This window comes from Mycobacterium sp., assembly GCF_965230835.1.
Taxonomy (GTDB): domain Bacteria; phylum Actinomycetota; class Actinomycetes; order Mycobacteriales; family Mycobacteriaceae; genus Mycobacterium.
Genome location: NZ_CBDDLW010000002.1, coordinates 3,628,505 through 3,649,776, shown reverse-complemented (window position 1 = coordinate 3,649,776; position 21,272 = coordinate 3,628,505). Strand labels below are relative to the sequence as shown.

The following is a 21,272-nucleotide window of genomic DNA, read 5'->3' as shown; positions in this document are numbered from 1 at the left end:
GTCACGGGTGCTGAACGGACTTTCTCAGCGCACGCGCCCTGCGTTCCGGACCAGACAACACATAGGCGGCCAGGACACCAGCCACCGCGCCGCACAAATGTCCCTGCCATGACACACCACCGCACTGGCCGAGCACCGGCATCGCCCCGAGCAGATAACCGCCGTAGGCGAACAAGACCACCAGCCCGATCGCGACATCGCGCACCCGCCGCACAAACAGCCCGAAGACCAGTAGAAACGCCAGCCAACCAAAGATCAGGCCCGAAGCCCCAATGTGGTCGGTCGGGCCGCAACTGCTGCCGAGGTTGCCGATCAACCAAGTCCCGAAACCTCCCACGATCCATACGATCGCGGTCGCCCACACGAACCGGGACAGCCCCGCCAGAGTCATCAGAAATCCCAGCACCAGCAACGGGATGGTGTTGGCTAGCAAATGGGGCCAGTTAGCGTGCAGCAGCGGCGCGAAGATGATCCCCCACAAACCGTCACTTTCAAGCGGCCTGATGCCGTTGACATCCAACGAATGCCGCGAGAGCTGGTCGATCAGTTCGATCAGGTACAGCAGCGCGACGAAGGTGAGGACCGTGGCCCCACCCACCAGCCACTCCGGCCGCTTCTTCGGCGGCACAGCTGGTGTTGCGCGGCGCCCAGCCGACCCGGTCATGCCCACACCTGCCCTTCCAGAGCGTTTTCGGCGTCATCAAGGCTACCTGCGTCTACGCCTGTTGACAGACACATCCAACCGGCATCGACGACCACGAAGGCAATAGGCTTCGCCACATTGGCCACAGAGCGCACGGGTGCCCCTCGCATCGACAATGTCGGCACGAATCACCAGCACGTCAGCGGCTGGCCTCTGCTGGTCGGGTCGCGACAGTCCGGAAAGTTCAAGCCTCGAATGCTCCGGGCAACGTGCCGCGGTAGGTAGGTATTCCAGCTACCGGCTGGGCCGCTAGGACTGCACTCAGCACCGCGCGAGCCAGGCAATCGGCAGCGGCCGCACCCACCGCCGCGACCAAACCCGTTTCCGGAGACAACGCGTCCGGCACCGGTCCGGCTGCCCAAGTTGCTTCGACCTTCCCGGTAGCCAGGGCGAACACGGTATCGCCGTCTAGCGGGGTGTGCGCGGGCCGGATAGTGCGAGCCAGCCCGTCGTGGGCGGCGATCGCGACACGCCGGCATCCCGTGGGGCTGAGCGCAGCATCGGTGGCTACCACCGCGATCGTGGTGTTCAGGGAACTCGCAACGGACGGCAACGTGGCAAGAGCATCAATCTGCTCGCTCGGTGGGGTTGTCAACGCGAACGCCTGTATCAAGTCCGCCATCCAGGGCAGACCGGTTGCCGGATCGACGACGTTACCCACGGAGTTCACCACAACCACGGCGCCGACAGTCACGCTGGGATTCACCGTCGTCAGATGCGTGGACGCGGTCCCAACACCCCCCTTGAACACGCCCGCACGCGCCCCTACACCCGCGCCGACCGTCCCGACGGCAACAGCATCATCGCGCGCCGACCCCGCGGCGGCGGCAGCAGCCGCGTAGCCGAATTCAGCGGTCGGCCGGCAATCCCAACCGCCGACAGGCAGATCGAAAATCACCGCTCCAGGCACGATCGGCACAACACCAGCGCCCATCGCTACGCCGCGTTGGTGTTCTTCCAGCCAGCGCATGACGCCGTCGGCTGCGGCGAGACCGAATGCGCTACCACCAGCCAGCAGTACGGCATCGACGAAACGCACGCTATTGGCCGGGTCCAGCAGATCGGTCTCCCGGGTGCCAGGCGCACCGCCCCGGCAATCAACCGCGCCGACGGTCCCGGGCGGCGGCAACACCACCGTGGCGCCACATGCCCAACCGCTGCCAAGCGATGCGTCGGGGTCCAGCCGCTGGAAGTGCCCCACGCGGATGCCGTCGACGTCGCTGATCGAGCTCATCGGGCCGGCTTTCCCATCAGCACCAAGACCAGGTATTCCTGCAAAACCGTCAGCCATTGGTAGACAGCGAAGTGCGCAGCGAGCGGATGTTCGGCCGGCAGGCGATCCGGCCCTTGTGGGCCGATTTCGAGCATCGTTCCCAAGGTCAGCCGAAGATCGTTGACGGCCGCGACCCATGCGTTGGCGTCCTCTTCGGTCAGCTCGAGACGACCACCGTTATGCGGAACCGTAGCCAAGACCTGCTGAGCGGCAGCACGTTTGGCACCGATGATCTCCGGTTCGTGCAGGCTGCGCAGGGCAGCGTTAAGGCTGTCGACGGCCTCGGCGCCCAACGGATCAACATCATCGGGTTCAACAGACCTGTAGAAAGCCGGCAGTAGCCGGCCCAGCGTCGGGTCGCCCGGCGGCTGCGCATGCCCGGTCTTTATTCCGGTAATTTCTTCCAGTTCGTCCGACGGCGAGGAGGATTCACGTTGGTCTAACAACCCGACCATGGCACTGACCAGGTTCTTCAGCAGGGCCGCTTCATGAGCAGCCAGCGAAGACCGAAATCGCAGCCCGCCGGGTGTCTCCACGCGTTTCCACCTACGCACGACGGAACCCTGCAAGCACGGAAACGGTCACTTGTCCTGCTGCAGCGTGGCCCACAACCCGGCGGCATGCAGCTTGGACACGTCGACTTCCATCGACTCACGGCTTCCCGCCGATACCACCGCCCTGCCTTCGTTGTGCACCTGCAACATCAGCTTGGTGGCATGCGGCTCGCTATAGCCAAACAATTTCTGGAAAACATACGTCACGTAGGTCATCAGATTAACCGGGTCGTCCCAGACGATGGTGACCCATGGACTGGCTGCGGCATCGACCCCCGCGGACTCGTGTTGGCCGGTGGACCCCGGCTTAACGGGTGCTGACGCAACAACCATGGGAACCAGGATACCGAGAAGGAGGTTCGCTACTGCCGGTACCGTTGCGGTGTGAGCGACTCGGTGGCAGCTGGGCTGTTTACCGACAAGTACGAGTTGACGATGCTGGCGGCGGCGCTACGCGATGGCACCGCCAACCGCCGGACCACGTTTGAGGTGTTCGCCCGTCGACTCCCAGCGGGCCGCCGTTACGGGGTGGTCGCTGGAACTGGCCGTCTGCTGGAAGCCTTGCCGCAGTTCACGTTCGACGACGAAGCGTGTGACTTCCTGGCACAGTTCCTCAACACCGAGACAGTCAGCTACCTGAGCAGCTTCCGGTTCAATGGCGATATCGACGGCTACGCCGAGGGCGAGCTGTACTTCCCGGGATCCCCCATCTTGTCGGTACATGGCAGCTTCGCCGAGTGCGTGGTGATCGAAACGCTGGTGCTGTCGATCCTCAACCACGACAGCGCGATCGCGTCGGCCGCGGCACGCATGGTCAGTGCCGCCGCAGAACGCCCGCTGGTCGAGATGGGCTCTCGACGGACACACGAGCGCGCGGCGGTTGCCGCCGCCCGGGCGGCCTATATCGGCGGCTTCGCTGCCTCATCCAACCTGCAAGCTCAGCGGCGATACGGAGTACCGGCGAAGGGAACCGCCGCGCACGCATTCACCATGCTGCATGCCCGCGCCGACGACCGCCCGCAAGAATCCGAACTGGCGGCGTTTCGCGCCCAGGTTGACGCGCTGGGCTCGGACACGACGCTGTTGGTGGACACCTATGACGTGACAACGGGCGTGGCGAATGCCGTGACAGCCGCCGGTCCGACACTCGGCGCGGTGCGCATCGACTCCGGCGAACTTGCCGTGCTAACTCGCCGAGTGCGCGAACAGCTCGACCGCTTGGGGGCCACGCAAACTCGCATCATGGTCTCCGGTGATCTCGACGAGTTCGCCATCGCGGCGCTACGCGGGGAGCCGGTGGACAGCTACGGCGTGGGTACGTCGCTTGTTACTGGCTCGGGTGCGCCGACCGCGAACATGGTCTACAAGTTGGTCGAGGTGGATGGGATTGCGGTGCAGAAGCGCTCCAGTCACAAGGAATCACGCGGCGGCCGCAAGGAGGCCCTGCGACGCTCCCGCTCGACGGGCATCATCACCGAGGAAGTCGTGCATCCAGCGGGACGCCCACCCGCCAGCACCGTGCCGTGCCGGACACTGACCACACCGCTCGTCCGCGATGGACGTCCAGTGGCCGGATGTGACCTGGCCGCGGCGCGCAAGCTGATGGCATCCGGACTGGGAAGCCTGCCCTGGGAGGGGCTGAAGCTGGCAGACGGAGATCCGGCGATCCCAACGCTTCTGTTCAGCACCTGATCACGCGGCGCCACCGCGCAAACGCCCGCCCGAAGGGCAAAGCGAAGCAATCAGATACCGTCTGCATACCGGGCCCCGAACATTACGGGTCCGACGACCCCAGACCCCGATAGGCAAGGGAGCAGCCCACGCCCGACGTGTCTGTGTCCGTGCCCAGGTTGCTGGCCATGGCGGTGGCCGCGCTCGGCGGCACCGAACGCCGCGGCCAGATAGAAATGGCCACCGCGGTGGCCCATGCCTTCGAAACCGGCGAGCACCTGGTCGTCCAAGCCGGCACCGGCACCGGCAAGTCGCTGGCGTACCTGGTTCCAGCGATTGTCCATTCCGTCCGCGGCGACGCACCGGTTGTGGTTTCGACAGCGACTATCGCCTTGCAGCGCCAACTTGTCGACCGCGATCTTCCTCGGCTGGCTGATTCGCTTGCTGGCTACCTTCCCCGACGGCCGACATTCGCGTTGCTCAAAGGCCGTCGAAACTACCTGTGTCTGAACAAGATCCACGGCAGCACTTCTAGTGGTTCAACGGAGCCGGACTCCACCGGCGCTCAGGACCGCCCGCAGGAGGAACTTTTCGACTCGATGGCGGTCACGACCTTGGGCCGCGACGTGCAGCGACTTACGGCCTGGGCGTCGACGACAGAGTCCGGCGACCGCGACGACCTCAAGCCTGGCGTGTCGGATCGGTCCTGGTCCCAAGTCAGCGTTACCGCGCGGGAATGCATCGGTGTGGCTCGCTGTCCGTTTGGCTCGGAGTGCTTCTCTGAACGAGCGCGTGGCCGAGCTGGCGCGGCCGACATCGTCGTCACCAATCACGCGCTACTGGCCATTGATGCCGTAGCCGAGTCGGCGGTGCTGCCCGAACATACGCTGCTGGTCGTCGACGAAGCACACGAGTTGGTCGATCGGGTCACCTCGGTGGCCACCGCTGAACTGACGTCGGCGAACCTCGGTGTCGCCGCCCGGCGCGTCACGCGATTGGTGAGTCCGGAATTGACCCAGCGACTGGAGGCGACGTCTGCAACCCTCGCCGCAGCGATCCACGATGCGACACCGGGCCGCATGGATCATCTCGACGAGGAAACGACCACATACCTGGCCGCGCTGCGCGACGCAGCCCACGCTGCGCGCTCGGCGATCGACAGCACCAACGACGCGAAGGCCGCAGCAGCACGCGCCGAAGCAGCCGCGCTGATGACCGAGATCTGCGACACCGCGGCACGGATCCTGACGTCATTTACTCGCGCAATCCCCGATCGCACCGATGTCGTTTGGGTCGACCATGAGGACAACCGCGGTGCACCGCGCGCCGTGCTGCGGGTGGCCCCGCTTTCGGTGGCCGGACTGCTGGCAACTGAGGTGTTCGCCCGGTCGACGACCACGTTGACGTCGGCGACGCTGACAATCGGCGGGTCATTTGAGCCGATGGCCGCGGCCTGGGGCCTCACCGGGAGAGAAACCAGCCAGGACACCGCCTGGCGCGGGCTTGATGTCGGATCGCCGTTCCACCACGCCACGTCGGGCATACTCTACGTGGCCGCCCATCTCCCTCCACCTGGCCGCGACAGCGCCGGATCGGCCGAACAGCTGACCGAGGTAGCAGAACTCATCGCTGCGGCCGGAGGACGCACCCTGGGCCTGTTCTCCTCGATGCGCGCCGCCCGGGCCACCGCCGAGGCCATGCGCAACCGGCTGTCCACACCGGTGTTGTGCCAGGGCGACGACAGCACGTCCACCCTCGTTGAACAGTTCGCCGAAGACGCCGCGACTTCCCTGTTCGGTACGCTATCGCTGTGGCAGGGCGTCGACGTTCCGGGGCCATCTCTGTCATTGGTACTCATCGATCGCATCCCGTTTCCCCGGCCTGACGACCCGCTGCTCAGCGCACGACAGCGAGCGGTGGCGGCCACCGGCGGCAACGGGTTCATGGCCGTCGCCGCGAGCCACGCCGCGCTGTTGCTGGCGCAGGGATCGGGCCGGCTGTTGCGCCGCGTCACAGACCGCGGTGTTATTGCAGTGCTGGACTCGCGGATGGTCACCGCCAGGTACGCCGGTTACCTGCGCGCCTCGTTGCCGCCATTTTGGCAAACCACCGACGCCGCACAAGTCCGCGCGGCGCTTGCCCGTTTGTCCGCGCAAGCCGACAGCACACCGGCCTGACCCGGCGACAGCCCTCAAGCCAGCGCCACCAGCCCGAGTTCGTTACCGGAAGCGAGCATCGGATGGCGAGGCAACACTCGCACCGTGTAGCCGACCGCCCCCGCCAACGGCAACGGCGTTGTCGTGGAGAAGATCTGCTTTCCGCCCTCAGCGGTGCCTGTGTGCGACATTTCGACAGTGACTGGATCCAGCAACACGTCGCCTGCGTCGACCCTGCCCAGCACTGCCTGCACCGTCACTTCGCCGTGCTCCAAACCCGCTAGACATACGCTGGCGGTCAGGGTCAACTTCGACCCGAGAAGCGGAGTATCCGGCAGCCCGGTGCTGTCGACATCGGTGATGTCGATCCGCGGCCACGCTTCCTCGACACGTCGGCGATAGGCGGCCAACTCCCGCGCTGAATCAAAGTGGGCACCGCACCAAGTGTTTTCGCTGCCTTCTGGTTGCCCCGCGATCTGCCGCAGCGAATGCGCCGCCGGCGTGTAGTAGCGCTCAACATAGTCGCGCACCATCCGAGAAGCCGAAACTTTCGGACCAAGTGTCTGCAGGGTATGGCGCACCATTTCGATCCACCGCGGCGGCACCCCGTGTTCGTTCCGCTCGTAGAACTTGGGCGTGACCGACTGCTCTAGCAGGTCATACAGAGCGCTGGACTCCAGGTCATCGCGACGGTCCTCGTCGGCCACACCGTCCGCAGACGGTATCTCCCAACCGTTTTCACCGTCGTAGCACTCGTCCCACCAACCGTCGCGGATGGACAGATTCAACCCGCCATTGAGCGCGCTCTTCATTCCTGAGGTACCGCAGGCCTCCAGCGGCCGAAGCGGGTTGTTGAGCCATACATCGCAGCCCCAGTACAACAACCGGGCCATTGACATGTCGTAGTTGGGCAGGAAAGCGATGCGGTGGCGCAGCTGGGGCCGATCGGCGAACTGAACCACCTGCTGAATCAGCGCCTTGCCGGCTTCGTCAGCCGGATGTGATTTCCCGGCGACAATCAGCTGGATCGGTCGGTGCTGGTCCAACAACAGGCGCTCAAGCCGATCCGGATCTCGCAGCATCAGTGTCAGCCGCTTGTACGTCGGGACCCGCCTGGCAAAACCAACGGTAAGCACATCCGGATCGAAAGCCTCAGCAATCCAACCTAATTCGGCGTCCGAAGCGCCACGCTCCAGCCACGAACGCCGCAGGCGCGCCCGGACATCTGCGATTAGTTGCGAGCGCAGCTGCGAGCGAATCCACCACAGATGGCCAGGATCGACTTGCCGCAACCGCGGCCATTCACCAGGCTCACTGAACGAACCAGGTCCGGCCAGCTCGCTGCCCAGCTGCAACCACTGCGGCGCCGCCCAGGTACGTGCGTGTACGCCGTTGGTGATCGACCCGATCGGGACCTCTCCGGAGTCGAAACCCGGCCACAGATCATTGAACATGTCCCGACTCACCCGACCATGCAGCAACGACACACCGTTGGCCCGTTGAGCCAAGCGCAGACCCATGTGAGCCATGTTGAACGTGACCGGATCGCCTTCGGCGCCGAGCGCCATGACCCGCTCGGTCGGCACTCCAGGCAGTAGTGTGGACACCCCGTCACCAGCGACGTCGTCCCCAAGGTAGCGGCGCACCATGTCCACCGGGAACCGGTCGATGCCGGCCGGCACCGGCGTGTGAGTGGTGAACACCGTGCTGGACCGCACGACCGTCAACGCGGTGTCGAAGTCCAGCCCGGAATCGGTGATCAGTTCGCGAATTCGTTCCACGCCCAGGAATCCGGCATGCCCCTCGTTCATGTGGAACACCTCGGGCGCCGGCAATCCCGCAATCGTGGTGAACGCGCGCACCGCCCGCACTCCACCGACCCCGGCCAGGATTTCTTGCCGAATCCGATGTTCCTGATCACCACCGTAGAGGCGATCCGTAACGCCGCGTAGATCGTGCTCGTTCTCCGGGACATCGGAGTCCAGCAGGAGCAGCGGAACACGCCCCACCTGCGCGACCCAGATCCGGGCTCGCAGCCGCGCCGAGTCCGGCAGGGCCAGTTCCACCAGCACCGGATCACCGTTGACATCGGTGAGCAGACGCAACGGCAACCCCTGCGGGTCCAGCAAGGGATATGTTTCGTGCTGCCAGCCATCTGTGGTGAGCGACTGGCGGAAATAGCCAGACCGGTAGTACAGGCCAACCGCGATCAACGGCACCCCTAGATCAGAGGCGGCTTTCAGGTGGTCACCGGCGAGGATGCCGAGGCCACCGGAGTAGTTGGGCAACACCTCGGCGACACCGAACTCCATCGAGAAGTACGCGATACCGGTCGGCAAAGTTGGCCCTGAAACTCCGATCTCTTCTTCCTGCTGCTGATACCACAACGCACGACTGCGGTAGTCGTCCAAATCAGCCGCCAACTGATCGAGGCGGCTCAGAAACTCTCTATCGAGCGCCAATTCGTCAAGTCTCGCGGGACTAACCGAACCCAACAGCGCCAGCGGATCATTGCCACAATCCACCCACAAGGCCGGGTCTATGGTCGCGAAGAGATCTTGTACCGGCTGCTCCCATGACCACCGCAGGTTGGTCGACAGCTGGTCAAGGGCGGTCAGACGGTCCGGAAGATGGGCGCTGACGGTAAACCGGCGTAGGGCTTTCACACGTCTTTACCTTACTGCGCATTCGGCTGCCTGCAGGCTACCTCGTGACGGCTTCGCCCCGGTGACCACGATCGGACACTAGGGTGGTTGTAGGCGCAACGAGACGAGCAAAAGGACAACAACACGCGGAGTACACCCCGGTTACGACGCGAACCGCGCAGCGGGCCGAGAAGAAGCCGGGCAATCGGAACGGAGTGGTGGGTGCCCGGTCGCGTCGAGATCGATGACGTCGCGCCCGTTGTATCGTGCGGCGCGTACCCGGCCAAAGCAGTGGTCGGTGAGATAGTCCCGGTCAGCGCGACGGTATGGCGAGAAGGCCACGAGGCAGTCGCGGCGACACTGGTGGTGCGCTATCTCGGGCCGCGTTACCCGCACCCCACCGACGGCCGGCGGGCACATGCGGTGCGAGCCCCGGCATCAGAGCCGGCTGTCGCGCAACATCTCCCGGCCGCTCAGCCGCCTCGCGTCAAACCTATTCCGATTCCCATGACAATGGGCCAAGAACCCTTTAGATTCCACGCCCAATTCGCCCCGGACAGCGTGGGCTTGTGGACCTTCAGAATCGACGGCTGGGGCGATCCGATCCGCACGTGGCGTCATGGGCTAATCGCCAAGCTGGACGCTGGTCAAGGCGAGGAGGAACTGTTCAACGATCTGCTGATAGGCGCCGCGCTGTTTGAGCGCGCGGCGACGGGTGTGCCACGCGCGCACCGCGCTCGGCTACTGTCGGTTGCAGCGGCTTTGCGTGAACCCGGCGATCCGGTGACTCGTACCGCGCTGGCCCTGACGTCGGAAATCGACGAACTCCTGACTGTCTATCCGCTGCGGGATCTGGTTACGCGGGGCAAGCGGTTCGACGTTTGGGTAGACCGCCCGTTGGCGCGCTTCGGCGCATGGTACGAAATGTTTCCGCGCTCGACCGGCGGGCGGGACGAGAACGGCATACCGATACACGGCACCTTCGCGACCGCCTCGGCGGCGCTTCCGCGTATAGCCGAGATGGGTTTTGACGTGGTGTACCTGCCCCCGATACATCCCATCGGCAAAGTACATCGCAAAGGCCGCAATAACACCCCCACCGCCGCAACCGGCGACGTGGGATCTCCCTGGGCGATCGGGAGCGACGACGGTGGCCACGATGCTGTTCATCCGGACTTGGGGAACCTCACCGACTTCGATGAGTTCGTGGCCACGGCGCGCGACCTGGGCATGGAAGTGGCTTTGGACCTGGCTCTGCAATGCGCACCAGACCATCCATGGGCCACCAATAACCGACAGTGGTTCACCGAATTGCCGGACGGCACCATTGCTTACGCCGAGAACCCACCGAAGAAGTATCAGGACATCTATCCGCTCAACTTTGACAACGATCCCGCGGGCCTCTACCACGAGGTTCTACGCGTGGTGCGGCATTGGATCGACCATGGTGTCAAGTTCTTCCGGGTCGACAATCCGCATACCAAGCCACCCGACTTCTGGGTCTGGCTGATCGGCCAGGTCAAGACCATCGACCCCGACGTTCTGTTCCTATCCGAAGCTTTCACCCCTCCAGCACGACAGTATGGGCTGGCCAAACTCGGCTTCACCCAGTCCTACACCTACTTCACCTGGCGCACCGCCAAGACAGAACTCACCGAATTCGGCAACGGCATAGCTGAACTCGCCGACTATCGCAGGCCCAACTTGTTCGTCAATACCCCGGATATCCTGCATGCCGTCCTCCAGCACAACGGCCCGGGTATGTTCGCCATCCGCGCGGTGCTCGCGGCAACGATGAGTCCCGCCTGGGGTGTCTACTCCGGCTATGAGCTTTTCGAACACCAAGCGCTACGCAGTGGTAGCGAGGAGTACCAGGATTCTGAAAAGTACGAGCTACGGCCTCGCGACTTCGCCAGCGCGCTGGATTCGGGACGATCGCTGGAGCCGTTCATTGCTCGCCTCAACGCAATTCGCCGAATTCATCCCGCCCTGCAGCAGTTGCGCACCATTCATTTTCACCATGTGGACAACGACGCGCTGCTGGCCTACAGCAAGTTCGACCCAGCCACCGGCGACTGCGTGTTGGTCGTGGTAACGCTCAACGCTTTCACGCCTGAAGAAGCGACTCTGTGGCTAGACATGCCGGCATTGGGTATGGAGTCCTACGAACGATTTTGGGTGCGCGACGAAATATCCGGCCAGGACTACCAATGGGGGCAATCCAATTACATTCGTATCGACCCTGGCCAGGCAGTTGCTCACATCGTCAATATGCCAATCGTTCCGCCGGAATCGCGGATCATGCTGCTCCGCAGGGGCCTACGGAGGTGAGCCGACCCAATAACGTTTCCGGCCAGAATGCCCGGACACACCTAAGGCCCGCATCCGCCGAGCTCACGCGCCTCAGCGCCGGGACACACCACAACCCGCACGGAATCCTGGGCGCGCACGAGTACGGCGATCACACTGTTATCCGGGCATTCCGTCCACACGCATCCGCTGTCATCGCGCTCGTTGGCGATGACCGATTTCCGCTACAGCAGCTTGACCCGGGCTTGTTCGCTGTCGCGCTGCCATTTGCCGGCCTGATCGACTACCGGCTGCAGGTCTGCTACCAGGGCACTACTGAGACGCTCGACGTGCACACCGTGGCCGACGCCTACCGCTTCTTACCCACCGTGACCGAGTTCGACCTTCACCTGTTCGCCGAGGGCCGCCACGAACGCCTCTGGGAGGTACTGGGCGCACACCCGCGCTCGTTCACCACCGCCGACGGCGTAGTAGCTGGGGTGTCGTTCGCGGTGTGGGCGCCCAACGCCAAGGGTGTCGCACTGATCGGCGAATTCAACGGCTGGAACGGCAACGACGCCCCCATGCGGGTGCTGGGCTCATCGGGCGTATGGGAATTGTTCTGGCCGGGCTTCCCCCCCGACGGCCTGTACAAGTTCCGGGTGCACGGCGCCGACGACTTGGTCACCGATCGGGCCGACCCGTTCGCCTTCGGCACCGAAATTCCACCACGGCGCGCGTCACGAGTGACGTCGAGTAGCTATGAGTGGCGTGACGGCGACTGGCTTGCTCGGCGTGCGCAACGCAATCCGGTGACCGAACCGATGAGTACCTGCGAAGTGCACCTCGGCTCCTGGCGCCCCGGACTGAGCTATCGCCAGCTTGCTCGCGATCTAGCTGATTATCTTGTAGAACAACGATTTACCCACGTAGAACTGCTTCCTGTCGCTGAGCATCCGTTCGCCGGTTCCTGGGGATATCAGGTCACCTCTTACTACGCGCCCACGTCTCGGTTCGGCACGCCCGACGACTTCCGGGCACTCGTCGACGCCCTGCACCAAGCCGGGATCGGTGTCATCGTGGATTGGGTTCCAGCGCACTTTCCCAAGGATGCCTGGGCGCTGGGTCGGTTTGACGGTACCCCGCTGTACGAGCACTCTGATCCCAAGCGTGGCGAGCAACTCGACTGGGGCACGTATGTTTTCGATTTTGGCCGGCCAGAGGTGCGTAACTTTCTGGTAGCTAACGTGTTGTACTGGATCGAAGAATTCCACATCGACGGCCTGCGCGTAGATGCGGTTGCGTCCATGCTCTACCTGGACTATTCGCGCCCCGAGGGCGGCTGGACCCCGAACATCTACGGCGGACGCGAGAACCTGGAAGCCGTAGAGTTTTTGCAAGAGATGAACGCCACCGCCCACAAAGCGGCCCCAGGCATCGTCACCATCGCCGAGGAGTCGACGTCATGGCCGGGGGTAACCCGACCGACCAGCATTGGCGGGCTTGGTTTTTCGATGAAGTGGTCCATGGGTTGGATGCACGACACTCTCGACTACCTCAGTCGTGATCCAATTTATCGGAGCTACCACCACCACGAGATGACATTCTCGATGCTTTACGCGTTCAGCGAGAACTACGTCTTGCCCCTCAGCCACGACGAGGTAGTACACGGCAAGGGCACGCTGTGGAGTCGAATGCCGGGAAATGATCACGCCAAAGCAGCCGGGCTGCGCAGCCTGCTCGCCTACCAGTGGGCACATCCAGGAAAGCAGCTGCTGTTTATGGGCCAGGAATTCGGCCAACGCGCCGAGTGGTCCGAACACCGTGGTTTGGACTGGTTCCAGCTCGAGGAGAACGGTTTTTCTCGCGGGATTTTGCGCCTCGTCCGTGACATCAACGACGTTTACTGCAGCCACCCGGCGCTGTGGAGTCAAGACACCACCCCTGAAGGCTATTCCTGGATCGATGCCAACGACTCAGCCAACAACGTCTTGAGCTTCCTTCGGCACGGCAGTGACGGCCAGGTCATGGCCTGCGTGTTCAACTTTGCAGGTTCGACGCACGACAACTACAGACTCGGCCTGCCGAGCATCGGCCGCTGGCGTGAGGTGCTCAACACCGACGCGACAGCTTACTGCGGCTCAGGAATCGGCAACCTCGGTGGCGTAGACGCTACCGGCACCCCCTGGCACGGCCGTCCCGCGTCGGCGGTGCTGGTGCTTCCGCCCTCTTCAGCGTTGTGGCTGGAGCCTGCCTAGCCGTGCTACCAGCGGCAAACCGAGTTACCTCTACCGCAGCACAACTGACTCAACGGCTTCGCGGACGCGCACCGTTCGACGTTGCGTCAGTAAAGAGCGTTGGCAAGACCACGTCGAGCTGCGATCACGTCCGGATCAGCCGGGTCAAACAGCTCAAAAAGCTCGATCAGCCGAGTGCGGACCGAGGCGCGCTCATCTCCAGATGTATTCCGCACCAAAGCAATCAGACGCTCAAACGCCGCGACGACATCCTGACTAAGAATCTGGACGTCGGCGGCCGCAAATGCGGCCTCGATGTCCCCTGGGGCGGCGTCCGCTGCCGGGACGGCATCCTGGCGGTGCGCCGTTGCGCGTGTGAGGAATTCAACCTGCCGCAGCGCCGCCTTGGCTTCGACACTGTCTGGGTCGGTATCCAAGATCGCCTGAAAAGAACTCTGCGCGGCAGCAAAATCACCGGCTTCAAGTTGCTGGCGAGCCTGTTCCAAAGCTGGGTCGCCTTCAGCGGATTCCTCATCGCTGGGGGCGCCACTGAGTTTGCCGGCCGTCGCCGACAGCAATGAGTCCAACCAACGTCGCAGCTGGTCGGCTGGTTGCGGACCCTGAAAGTTAGAGATCGGCTGCCCCGCAGCCAAAGCCACTACCGTGGGGACAGCCTGGACACCGAAGATCTGGGCCACTCTGGGGGTGGCGTCGACATTGACCGACGCCAGCGACCATTTGCCGTTATCTTCGGCGGCCAGCCCAGCTAGCGCGTCAAGCAGCTCGACGCACACGTCGCTCCGCGGCGACCAGAGCAACACCACAACCGGAATTTGTTCGGACCGAACGATCACCTGCTCTTCGAAATTAGCCTCGGTGACCTCGATCGCACCCGGCTGCGACGATGACGCGCGGCTCGGGCCGCTACTTGCCGCGGCGTTCTGCTGAGAGCGCTGCTTCAAGCTGGACAGATCGACCGCACCTGCCATAGCCGGTCCGATCGGGGGTCGCCGACGCGTCACATCATCAAGTCTTACACGTCGCCACCGACGCCAATCCACCCGGTGGCACACACCCTAACGGCGACCGCACGACCAGCCCGAAATCCCGCTTCGACGGCCCCGATCAGCGTCTATGATCGATATCACACCCGCATTTGCGAGGCATCATCGCGCAGCGTCTAGCAACGTCTATACCCGGTCGGCAGCCATAGCGGCTAACCAGCTCGCAGGATCAGTGCATCGCCCTGACCGCCGGCACCGCACAACGCAGCAACCCCGTAGCCCGACCCGCGGCGCGCAAGCTCAAGCGCCACGTGCAGTGTGATTCGCGCGCCCGACATACCGATGGGATGCCCCACGGCGATCGCACCTCCGTTGACGTTCACGAGCTCAGCGTTCACCCCGAGTTCCCTGGTCGAGGCCAGGGCCACTGCGGCGAATGCCTCGTTGATTTCCACAACATCAAGCCGCTCGGCAGAGATGCCCTCGCGGTCAAGTGCTTTCTTGATCGCATTGGCCGGCTGCGACTGCAGAGTGGAATCCGGTCCAGCGACCACACCGTGAGCACCGATCTCGGCCAGCCATGTCAGCCCCAGCTCCCGGGCCTTTTCTTTGTTCATCACCACAACCGCGGCCGCACCATCCGAGATCTGCGACGCCGATCCAGCGGTGATTGTGCCTTCCTTGCGGAACGCAGGTTTGAGACCGGCTAGGGAGTCGGCGGTGGTGTTGGCGCGAATTCCTTCATCTTCGTTGAACTGAAGCGGATCGCCCTTGCGTTGCGGAATGTTCACCGGGATCACTTCGTCGGCGAAGACACCATCTTTCCAGGCCGCAGCTGCTTTTCGATGCGACGCGGCCGCATATTCGTCCTGCTCGCGGCGGGTGAATTTGTCGATATCGTTGCGCTGCTCGGTGAGAGCGCCCATCGGCTGGTCGGTGAACACGTCGTGCAGGCCGTCATAGGCCATGTGGTCCAAAACCGTGACGTCGCCGTACTTGTAGCCGGTACGGCTATCGGTCAACAAATGAGGCGCTTTCGACATAGATTCCTGACCGCCAGCCACCACCACGTCGAACTCGCCAGCGCGAATGAGCTGGTCAGCAAGTGCGATCGAGTCGATCCCGGACAAACACATCTTGTTGATCGTCAGCGCCGGCACGTCCCAGCCAATGCCCGCGGCGATCGCCGCCTGTCGCGCGGGCATCTGACCCGCCCCCGCGGTCAGCACCTGACCCATGATTACGTACTCGACCAAAGAGGCCGGCACCTTGGCCTTTTCCAGGGCACCGGAGATCGCAATCGCCCCCAGATCGCTGGCGCTGAAATCCTTCAGCGAACCCATCAACCTGCCGATTGGCGTCCTTGCCCCAGCAACGATCACCGACGCCGTCATGACTACCTCCTCAACGCATGGGAACAGCCGATCCGGCGACCCGGAGAAGCAGATTCTTTCCCATCAGGTTACCGTTGTGTTATGACGACCGATCAAGTTGATGCCCGTCGCATGCTGGCCACCTCCCTCGTGACCGGGCTCGATCACGTGGGCATCGCGGTCGCCGACTTGGACGCAGCCATCGAGTGGTACAACGACCACCTCGGCATGATCCTGGTGCACGAAGAAGTCAACGAGGACCAGGGAATCCGCGAGGCGATGCTTGCGGCGCCAGGGGGGTCGGGCACGGGCCAGATCCAGCTGATGGCCCCCATCGACGAATCGTCGGCAATAGCTAAATTTCTGGACAAACGCGGACCGGGTATCCAACAGCTTGCGTTTCGAGTCGACGACCTCGACGCCCTTTGCCGTCAGTTGCGCGCTCAGGGTGTTCGGCTGGTCTACGACGCTCCCCGGCGCGGCACCGCAAACTCAAAAATCAACTTCATTCACCCGAAAGATGCTGGCGGGGTTCTGATGGAGTTGGTCGAGCCGGCCTCCTAGCGGCTCGGCAGCCTCGAAACAAGCTAACTCCATCTGCGGGTGGGCCCGCGAGTCGCGCGGTTCGCCCAGCACGGGGTGTGCCAGTGTCGCCGATCTTCGATGCCTTCGGGTCCAGCCAGCGGCGAATCCGCTGGCCACGCGACTACATGTGCAGTGCCGGAACGAATTTCGTGATCGCATCCAGGACACCTATAGGTCTTGACGGCACGCGCCGCGGCAACCGGGCGCACCTCGTACTGGAGCCCATCGGGCCCTGTTTCCACCCGCCGCAGGCTCGCCAGTGGTGAGACCGGCTGCTCTGCGCGCTGCGGTCTGCGACGCCGACCCATGCAACTAGCCTAGTCACGCACCTCAAAACAGCCGGTACTCATCACTGTCAATCCCGCGCATCTGGTCGTAGTCCAGTGTCACGCAACGGATGCCGCGATCAGTAGCCAGGGTGCGAGCCTGCGGCTTGATTTGTTGAGCGGCAAACACCCCCCGCACCGGAGCCAGAACACTGTCTCGGTTCAGCAATTCGAGGTAGCGGGTCAGCTGCTCCACGCCGTCAATCTCGCCGCGCCGCTTGATCTCCACGGCGACCGAGCCACCCTGTTCGTCGCGGCAGAGCAGGTCAACAGGCCCGATGGCGGTCATGTACTCACGGCGGACCAGGGTGTACCCCTCACCGAGCAGCTGTACATGCTCCGCCAGCAGTGCCTGCAGATGGGCTTCCACACCGTCCTTCACCAGTCCGGGGTCAACGCCCAGATTGTGACTGGAATCGTGCTCGATCGCCTCGACGGTGATACGCAACTGTTCGCCGGACTTGTTCTCGACCACCCACACCGGGGGCTCTCCGGTGTGTTGCTCGGTCAACCAACACGGTGGACTCATCCAGTTCAGCGGTTTGTAGGCACGATCGTCGGCGTGCACGCTGACCGACCCGTCGGCTTTGAACAGCAACAACCTGCGCGCGGAGGGCAGATGCGCGGTAAGCCTGCCAACGTAATCGACAGTGCACTGAGCAATGACTAGACGCACCCGACTCACCTTAGGGCGTATGGGCGAAATAGGCTGAGGCCACCATGTCGGCCAACAAGACCATGGAGCAACGTCTAGGCCGGGTTCTCGAGACGCTAACCCGGCAGAGCGGCCGGTTACCGGAAACCCCCGCATACGGCTCGTGGCTGCTGGGAAGAGCACAGGAAAGCCAGCGCCGCCGACGGATCCGTATCCAAGTCATCCTGACCGTGTTGATCGCTACTGCGAACGTGATCGGGATCGGCTTCGCGATTCTGCTGACCACGGTCGCCATTCCCGCGCCAAGCGTGCTGCACGATGCGCCGATGTGGATCACAACGGCAGTCGCGCCGGCCTACATCCTGCTTGCCCTGGTGGTCGGCGCCTACTGGATTACCCGACGAACCGTCCTTGCGTTGCGCTGGGCGATCGAGGGGCGCGCGCCGACAACCGACGACGAACGCAGTACCTTCCTTGCCCCGTGGCGAGTCGCGATCGTCGATCTGGCCCTCTGGGGAGTCGGGGCCGCGCTCTTCACGACCCTCTACGGCCTGGCCAACGACTTGTTCATCCCCCGGTTCCTGATAGGAGTGACTTTTTGCGGCGTCCTGGTCTCGACCGGCGCCTACATGGTGACCGAGTTCGCACTGCGTCCGGTGGCCGCCCAGGCGCTCGCGGCCGGCGCGCTGCCCCGGAGGGTCGCGCTGGGCATTATGGGCCGCACCATGATGGTTTGGACGCTGTGCTCGGGCGTTCCTGTCGTCGGTATCGTCTTGATGGCGATCTTTGAGATGTGGGCGGGCAATCTTACGAACACCCAATTCGCTTTAGGAGTGCTGATCGTCTCTGCGGCGACGTTGATCTTCGGGTGCATCCTGATGTGGATACTGTCCTGGCTGACAGCGACGCCCGTATGGGTGGTGTGCGCGGCACTCAAGCGCGTCGAGGACGGCGATCTGCGCGGCGACCTAGCGGTGTTCGATGGCACTGAGTTGGGTCAGCTGCAGCGCGGTTTCAATGCGATGGTTGACGGGCTGCGCGAACGAGAACGCGTTCGCGATCTATTCGGACGGCACGTCGGACGTGAAGTCGCCGCCGCCGCCGAACGCGCGCGACCCAAGCTAGGCGGGGAGGAGCGCCACGTCGCGGTGGTTTTCGTCGACATCGTCGGTTCGACACAGCTTGTGACCAGCCAGCCTGCCGCCGATGTCGTGGCATTTCTCAACCGGTTCTTCGGGATAGTCGTCGACGAAGTCGATCGCCACGGCGGACTGGTCAACAAGTTCGAGGGCGATGCTTCGCTGGCAATATTCGGCGCCCCCAATGATCTCGACTGTCCCGAAGACGCGGCGCTGGCCGCCGCGCGCGCCGTCGCTGACCGGCTAGCCAACGAGATGCCCGAGTGCCGGGCTGGCATCGGCGTGGCTGCGGGGCAGGTCATTGCCGGCAATGTCGGTGCCAAAGAACGCTTCGAGTACACCGTCATCGGAGAGCCGGTCAATGAAGCAGCACGCCTGTGCGAACTAGCAAAATCCCGACCCGGAAAACTCCTGGCTTCCTCGCAGGCATTGGACGGAGCGACTGCAAACGAGCGATCCCATTGGTCTTTGGGAAGGCACGTGAAGCTTCGTGGCCACGACCAACCTACGCGGCTGGCCAAACCGGTCGAACCAGCCAGGCCAAGCCGCTCGTAGCACCCAACTCACTTTGATGTCGTTTTTCCGCTAGGCATGCCGCTGGGCGCGTGCCATTGTCGAGGTGTGCATGAAGATTTCGAACGCTGCTACCGAGCGGTCCAATCCAAGGACGCCCGTTTCGACGGCTGGTTCGTCACAGCTGTACTGACCACCCGAATCTATTGCCGACCCAGTTGCCCTGTACGGCCACCGTTTGCCTCGAACGTGGTGTTCCTGCCGACCGCTGCGGCGGCTCAACGTGAGGGCTTCCGGGCCTGCAAACGATGCCGGCCGGACGCGTCGGCAGGTTCTCCTGAATGGAATGTCCGCAGCGATGTCGTCGCTCGGGCAATGCGACTAATCGCCGATGGCACGGTGGACCGCGACGGAGTCACCGGCCTTGCCGCGCAACTCGGTTACACCGTTCGTCAGCTTGAGCGGCTACTGCAGGCGGAAGTAGGAGCCGCTCCGCTGGCGCTTGCTCGCGCTCAACGGATGCAGACCGCACGGGTGCTGATCGAAACCACCGATCTTCCGTTCGGTGATGTTGCATTTGCCGCCGGCTTTTCCAGCATCCGCCAATTCAATGACACCGTCCGGCTGCTGTGCGACAGCACTCCGACGGCGCTGCGCAACCGTGCGGCGAGCCGATTCAGCGCGCCGCACAACACAGCGGCCTCCCCGGGAACGGTGTCACTTCGACTACCGGTGCGTGCACCCTTCGCCTACGAAGGCCTCTTCGGCCATCTGGCGGCCGGTGCGGTCCCTGGATGCGAAGAAGTGCGCGGTGGTACCTACCGCCGCACGCTACGACTGCCGTTGGGCCATGGTCTTGTCGCCTTGACGCCAGCGGCCGATCATGTCCGCTGCACGTTAGTCCTCGATGACCTCCGCGACCTCACCACCGCCACCGCGCGATGCCGACGTCTCCTTGACCTCGACGCGGACCCCGAGGCAGTGGTCGAAGCGCTGAGCCGCGATCCTCACCTCGCTCCGGTAGTCGCCAACGCACCCGGACAACGCATACCGCGCACCGTTGACGAAGCCGAACTCGCGATCCGCGCGGTGCTCGGCCAACAGGTGTCAACGAAAGCCGCACAGACCCACCTCAGCAGACTCGTCGCCGCCTACGGGCAGCCGGTGAACGATGCCGACGGCTCATTGACCCATACCTTCCCGGGCGTCGAGCGCCTCACCGACATCGCTCCCATCCATCTCGCCATCCCCAAGACACGTCAGCGGACCCTGAAAGCGCTTGTCACAGCCCTTGCCGAGGGAGAAGTCGCACTAGACGCCGGATGCGACTGGTTACGCGCGCGTACACAGCTACTTGCGCTGCCCGGCATCGGCCCTTGGACCGCCGAGATCATCGCCATGCGGGGGCTGGGAGACCCGGACGCGTTTCCCGCAACCGACCTAGGCGTGCGACTGGCTGCCAACCAGCTGGGCCTGCCGACGCGAGAACTGCCCCTGATCGAGTATGGCGCCAGCTGGCGCCCCTGGCGCTCCTATGCCACCCAGCATTTGTGGACCACCCTCGAGCACCCGATCAACCACTGGCCACCAAAGGAGATCGCATGATTCACTATCGCACTATCGACAGCCCGATCGGCCAATTGACCCTGGCCGGGCGTGACGGAGTAGTGACCAACCTACGTATGGTCGACCAGACCTACGAGCCGAGCCGCGCCAACTGGTCACCGGATCCCACCGCGTTCCCGGACGCCGCTAACCAGCTCGGTGCCTATTTCGCCGGTGAGCGAACCGAATTCGATATCGAACTAAAATTGCGGGGCACCGAATTCCAACAGCGCGTCTGGAAAGCACTGCTTACAATTCCATATGGCGAAACGCGTACATACGGAGAAATTGCCGAACAAATCGGATCTCCCAACGCCGCCCGGGCAGTGGGCTTGGCTAACGGACGGAATCCGATCGCGATAATCGTTCCTTGCCACCGCGTTATTGGCGCCAGCGGTGGTCTAACCGGCTATGGCGGCGGCCTTGATCGAAAACAAATCTTGCTCAAACTAGAAAGAAATCAGCTATCGCCAGATATGACGTTGTTCGGCTAACTTATCCAAAAGTCTACAAATGCAAAAACACCCCCATTGCGGGGGTGTTT

17 protein-coding genes and 1 pseudogene are annotated in these 21,272 nt (G+C 63.5%); 8 read left to right on the top strand and 10 right to left on the bottom strand.

All coding sequences use genetic code 11. From position 1 onward, the window contains the following. Position 1: 1 nt before the first annotated feature. From ACO07W_RS17160 to clpS, 5 genes and pseudogenes are all read right to left on the bottom strand, one after another. Positions 2-664, bottom strand: coding sequence for a rhomboid family intramembrane serine protease (locus ACO07W_RS17160; protein ID WP_421844936.1), 663 nt, complete (start codon positions 662-664; stop codon positions 2-4). After that, positions 661-768: pseudogene (gene cysM, locus ACO07W_RS17155) on the bottom strand (cysteine synthase B); the annotation flags it as partial. The pseudogene cysM and the gene ACO07W_RS17160, both read right to left, overlap by 4 nt. Positions 769-887: 119 nt before the next feature. Then, on the bottom strand, positions 888-1,937 hold the full coding sequence (locus tag ACO07W_RS17150) for a P1 family peptidase (protein ID WP_421844935.1): 1,050 nt from the start codon (positions 1,935-1,937) through the stop codon (positions 888-890). Further along, entirely contained in the window at positions 1,934-2,530 is a 597-nt protein-coding gene (locus ACO07W_RS17145) for a DUF2017 domain-containing protein (RefSeq protein ID WP_421844934.1), read from the bottom strand. Before ACO07W_RS17145 ends, ACO07W_RS17150 begins: the two co-directional genes overlap by 4 nt. 27 nt (positions 2,531-2,557) lie before the next feature. After that, positions 2,558-2,863 carry an ATP-dependent Clp protease adapter ClpS gene (gene clpS, locus ACO07W_RS17140; protein WP_421844933.1) on the bottom strand — a complete coding sequence of 102 codons (306 nt, stop codon included), beginning with the start codon at positions 2,861-2,863 and terminating at the stop codon, positions 2,558-2,560. Between the two features lie 51 nt (positions 2,864-2,914). On the opposite strand from clpS, the gene ACO07W_RS17135 reads away from it, so the two are divergent. Both ACO07W_RS17135 and ACO07W_RS17130 read left to right on the top strand, forming a co-directional pair. Continuing rightward, positions 2,915-4,222 carry a nicotinate phosphoribosyltransferase gene (locus ACO07W_RS17135; protein ID WP_421844932.1) on the top strand — a complete coding sequence of 436 codons (1,308 nt, stop codon included), beginning with the start codon at positions 2,915-2,917 and terminating at the stop codon, positions 4,220-4,222. 167 nt (positions 4,223-4,389) lie between these two features. Next, positions 4,390-6,378, top strand: coding sequence for an ATP-dependent DNA helicase (locus ACO07W_RS17130; protein WP_421846062.1), 1,989 nt, complete (start codon positions 4,390-4,392; stop codon positions 6,376-6,378). 14 nt (positions 6,379-6,392) lie between these two features. Here the strand turns inward: ACO07W_RS17130 and glgP are convergent, their stop codons facing one another. Further along, positions 6,393-9,023: an alpha-glucan family phosphorylase gene (gene glgP, locus ACO07W_RS17125; protein WP_421844931.1), complete on the bottom strand. Its 2,631-nt coding sequence runs from the start codon at positions 9,021-9,023 to the stop codon at positions 6,393-6,395. Between the two features lie 201 nt (positions 9,024-9,224). On the opposite strand from glgP, the gene ACO07W_RS17120 reads away from it, so the two are divergent. Then, a complete protein-coding gene (locus ACO07W_RS17120; RefSeq protein WP_421844930.1) occupies positions 9,225-11,333 on the top strand; it encodes an alpha-1,4-glucan--maltose-1-phosphate maltosyltransferase in 2,109 nt (702 codons plus the stop codon). Continuing rightward, the gene (gene glgB, locus ACO07W_RS17115) at positions 11,330-13,549 is read left to right on the top strand and encodes a 1,4-alpha-glucan branching protein GlgB (RefSeq protein ID WP_421844929.1); all 2,220 of its coding nucleotides are present in this window, start codon (positions 11,330-11,332) and stop codon (positions 13,547-13,549) included. The genes ACO07W_RS17120 and glgB overlap by 4 nt, the downstream gene beginning before the upstream one ends. Positions 13,550-13,635: 86 nt before the next feature. Here glgB and ACO07W_RS17110 read toward each other — a convergent pair whose 3' ends face one another. After that, a complete protein-coding gene (locus ACO07W_RS17110) occupies positions 13,636-14,550 on the bottom strand; it encodes a co-chaperone YbbN (protein ID WP_421844928.1) in 915 nt (304 codons plus the stop codon). A 194-nt stretch (positions 14,551-14,744) separates the two neighbouring features. Next, positions 14,745-15,926: an acetyl-CoA C-acetyltransferase gene (locus ACO07W_RS17105; RefSeq protein WP_421844927.1), complete on the bottom strand. Its 1,182-nt coding sequence runs from the start codon at positions 15,924-15,926 to the stop codon at positions 14,745-14,747. A gap of 81 nt (positions 15,927-16,007) precedes the next feature. Here ACO07W_RS17105 and mce point away from each other — a divergent pair, with 81 nt between their 5' ends. Beyond that, positions 16,008-16,469 carry a methylmalonyl-CoA epimerase gene (mce, locus tag ACO07W_RS17100; RefSeq protein WP_421844926.1) on the top strand — a complete coding sequence of 154 codons (462 nt, stop codon included), beginning with the start codon at positions 16,008-16,010 and terminating at the stop codon, positions 16,467-16,469. A gap of 23 nt (positions 16,470-16,492) precedes the next feature. Here mce and ACO07W_RS17095 read toward each other — a convergent pair whose 3' ends face one another. Then, positions 16,493-16,798 carry a hypothetical protein gene (locus ACO07W_RS17095; protein ID WP_421844925.1) on the bottom strand — a complete coding sequence of 102 codons (306 nt, stop codon included), beginning with the start codon at positions 16,796-16,798 and terminating at the stop codon, positions 16,493-16,495. Between the two features lie 22 nt (positions 16,799-16,820). Beyond that, positions 16,821-17,492 (bottom strand): endonuclease NucS, encoded by a 672-nt coding sequence (gene nucS / locus ACO07W_RS17090; protein ID WP_421844924.1) that lies wholly within the window; start codon positions 17,490-17,492, stop codon positions 16,821-16,823. A 44-nt stretch (positions 17,493-17,536) separates the two neighbouring features. On the opposite strand from nucS, the gene ACO07W_RS17085 reads away from it, so the two are divergent. The 3 genes from ACO07W_RS17085 (at position 17,537) to ACO07W_RS17075 (ending at position 21,222) form a co-directional block, all read left to right on the top strand. Beyond that, the gene (locus ACO07W_RS17085; protein WP_421844923.1) at positions 17,537-19,165 is read left to right on the top strand and encodes an adenylate/guanylate cyclase domain-containing protein; all 1,629 of its coding nucleotides are present in this window, start codon (positions 17,537-17,539) and stop codon (positions 19,163-19,165) included. 66 nt (positions 19,166-19,231) lie between these two features. Then, entirely contained in the window at positions 19,232-20,728 is a 1,497-nt protein-coding gene (locus ACO07W_RS17080; RefSeq protein ID WP_421844922.1) for an AlkA N-terminal domain-containing protein, read from the top strand. Beyond that, positions 20,725-21,222 carry a methylated-DNA--[protein]-cysteine S-methyltransferase gene (locus ACO07W_RS17075; protein ID WP_421844921.1) on the top strand — a complete coding sequence of 166 codons (498 nt, stop codon included), beginning with the start codon at positions 20,725-20,727 and terminating at the stop codon, positions 21,220-21,222. The genes ACO07W_RS17080 and ACO07W_RS17075 overlap by 4 nt, the downstream gene beginning before the upstream one ends. Positions 21,223-21,272: the final 50 nt, after the last annotated feature.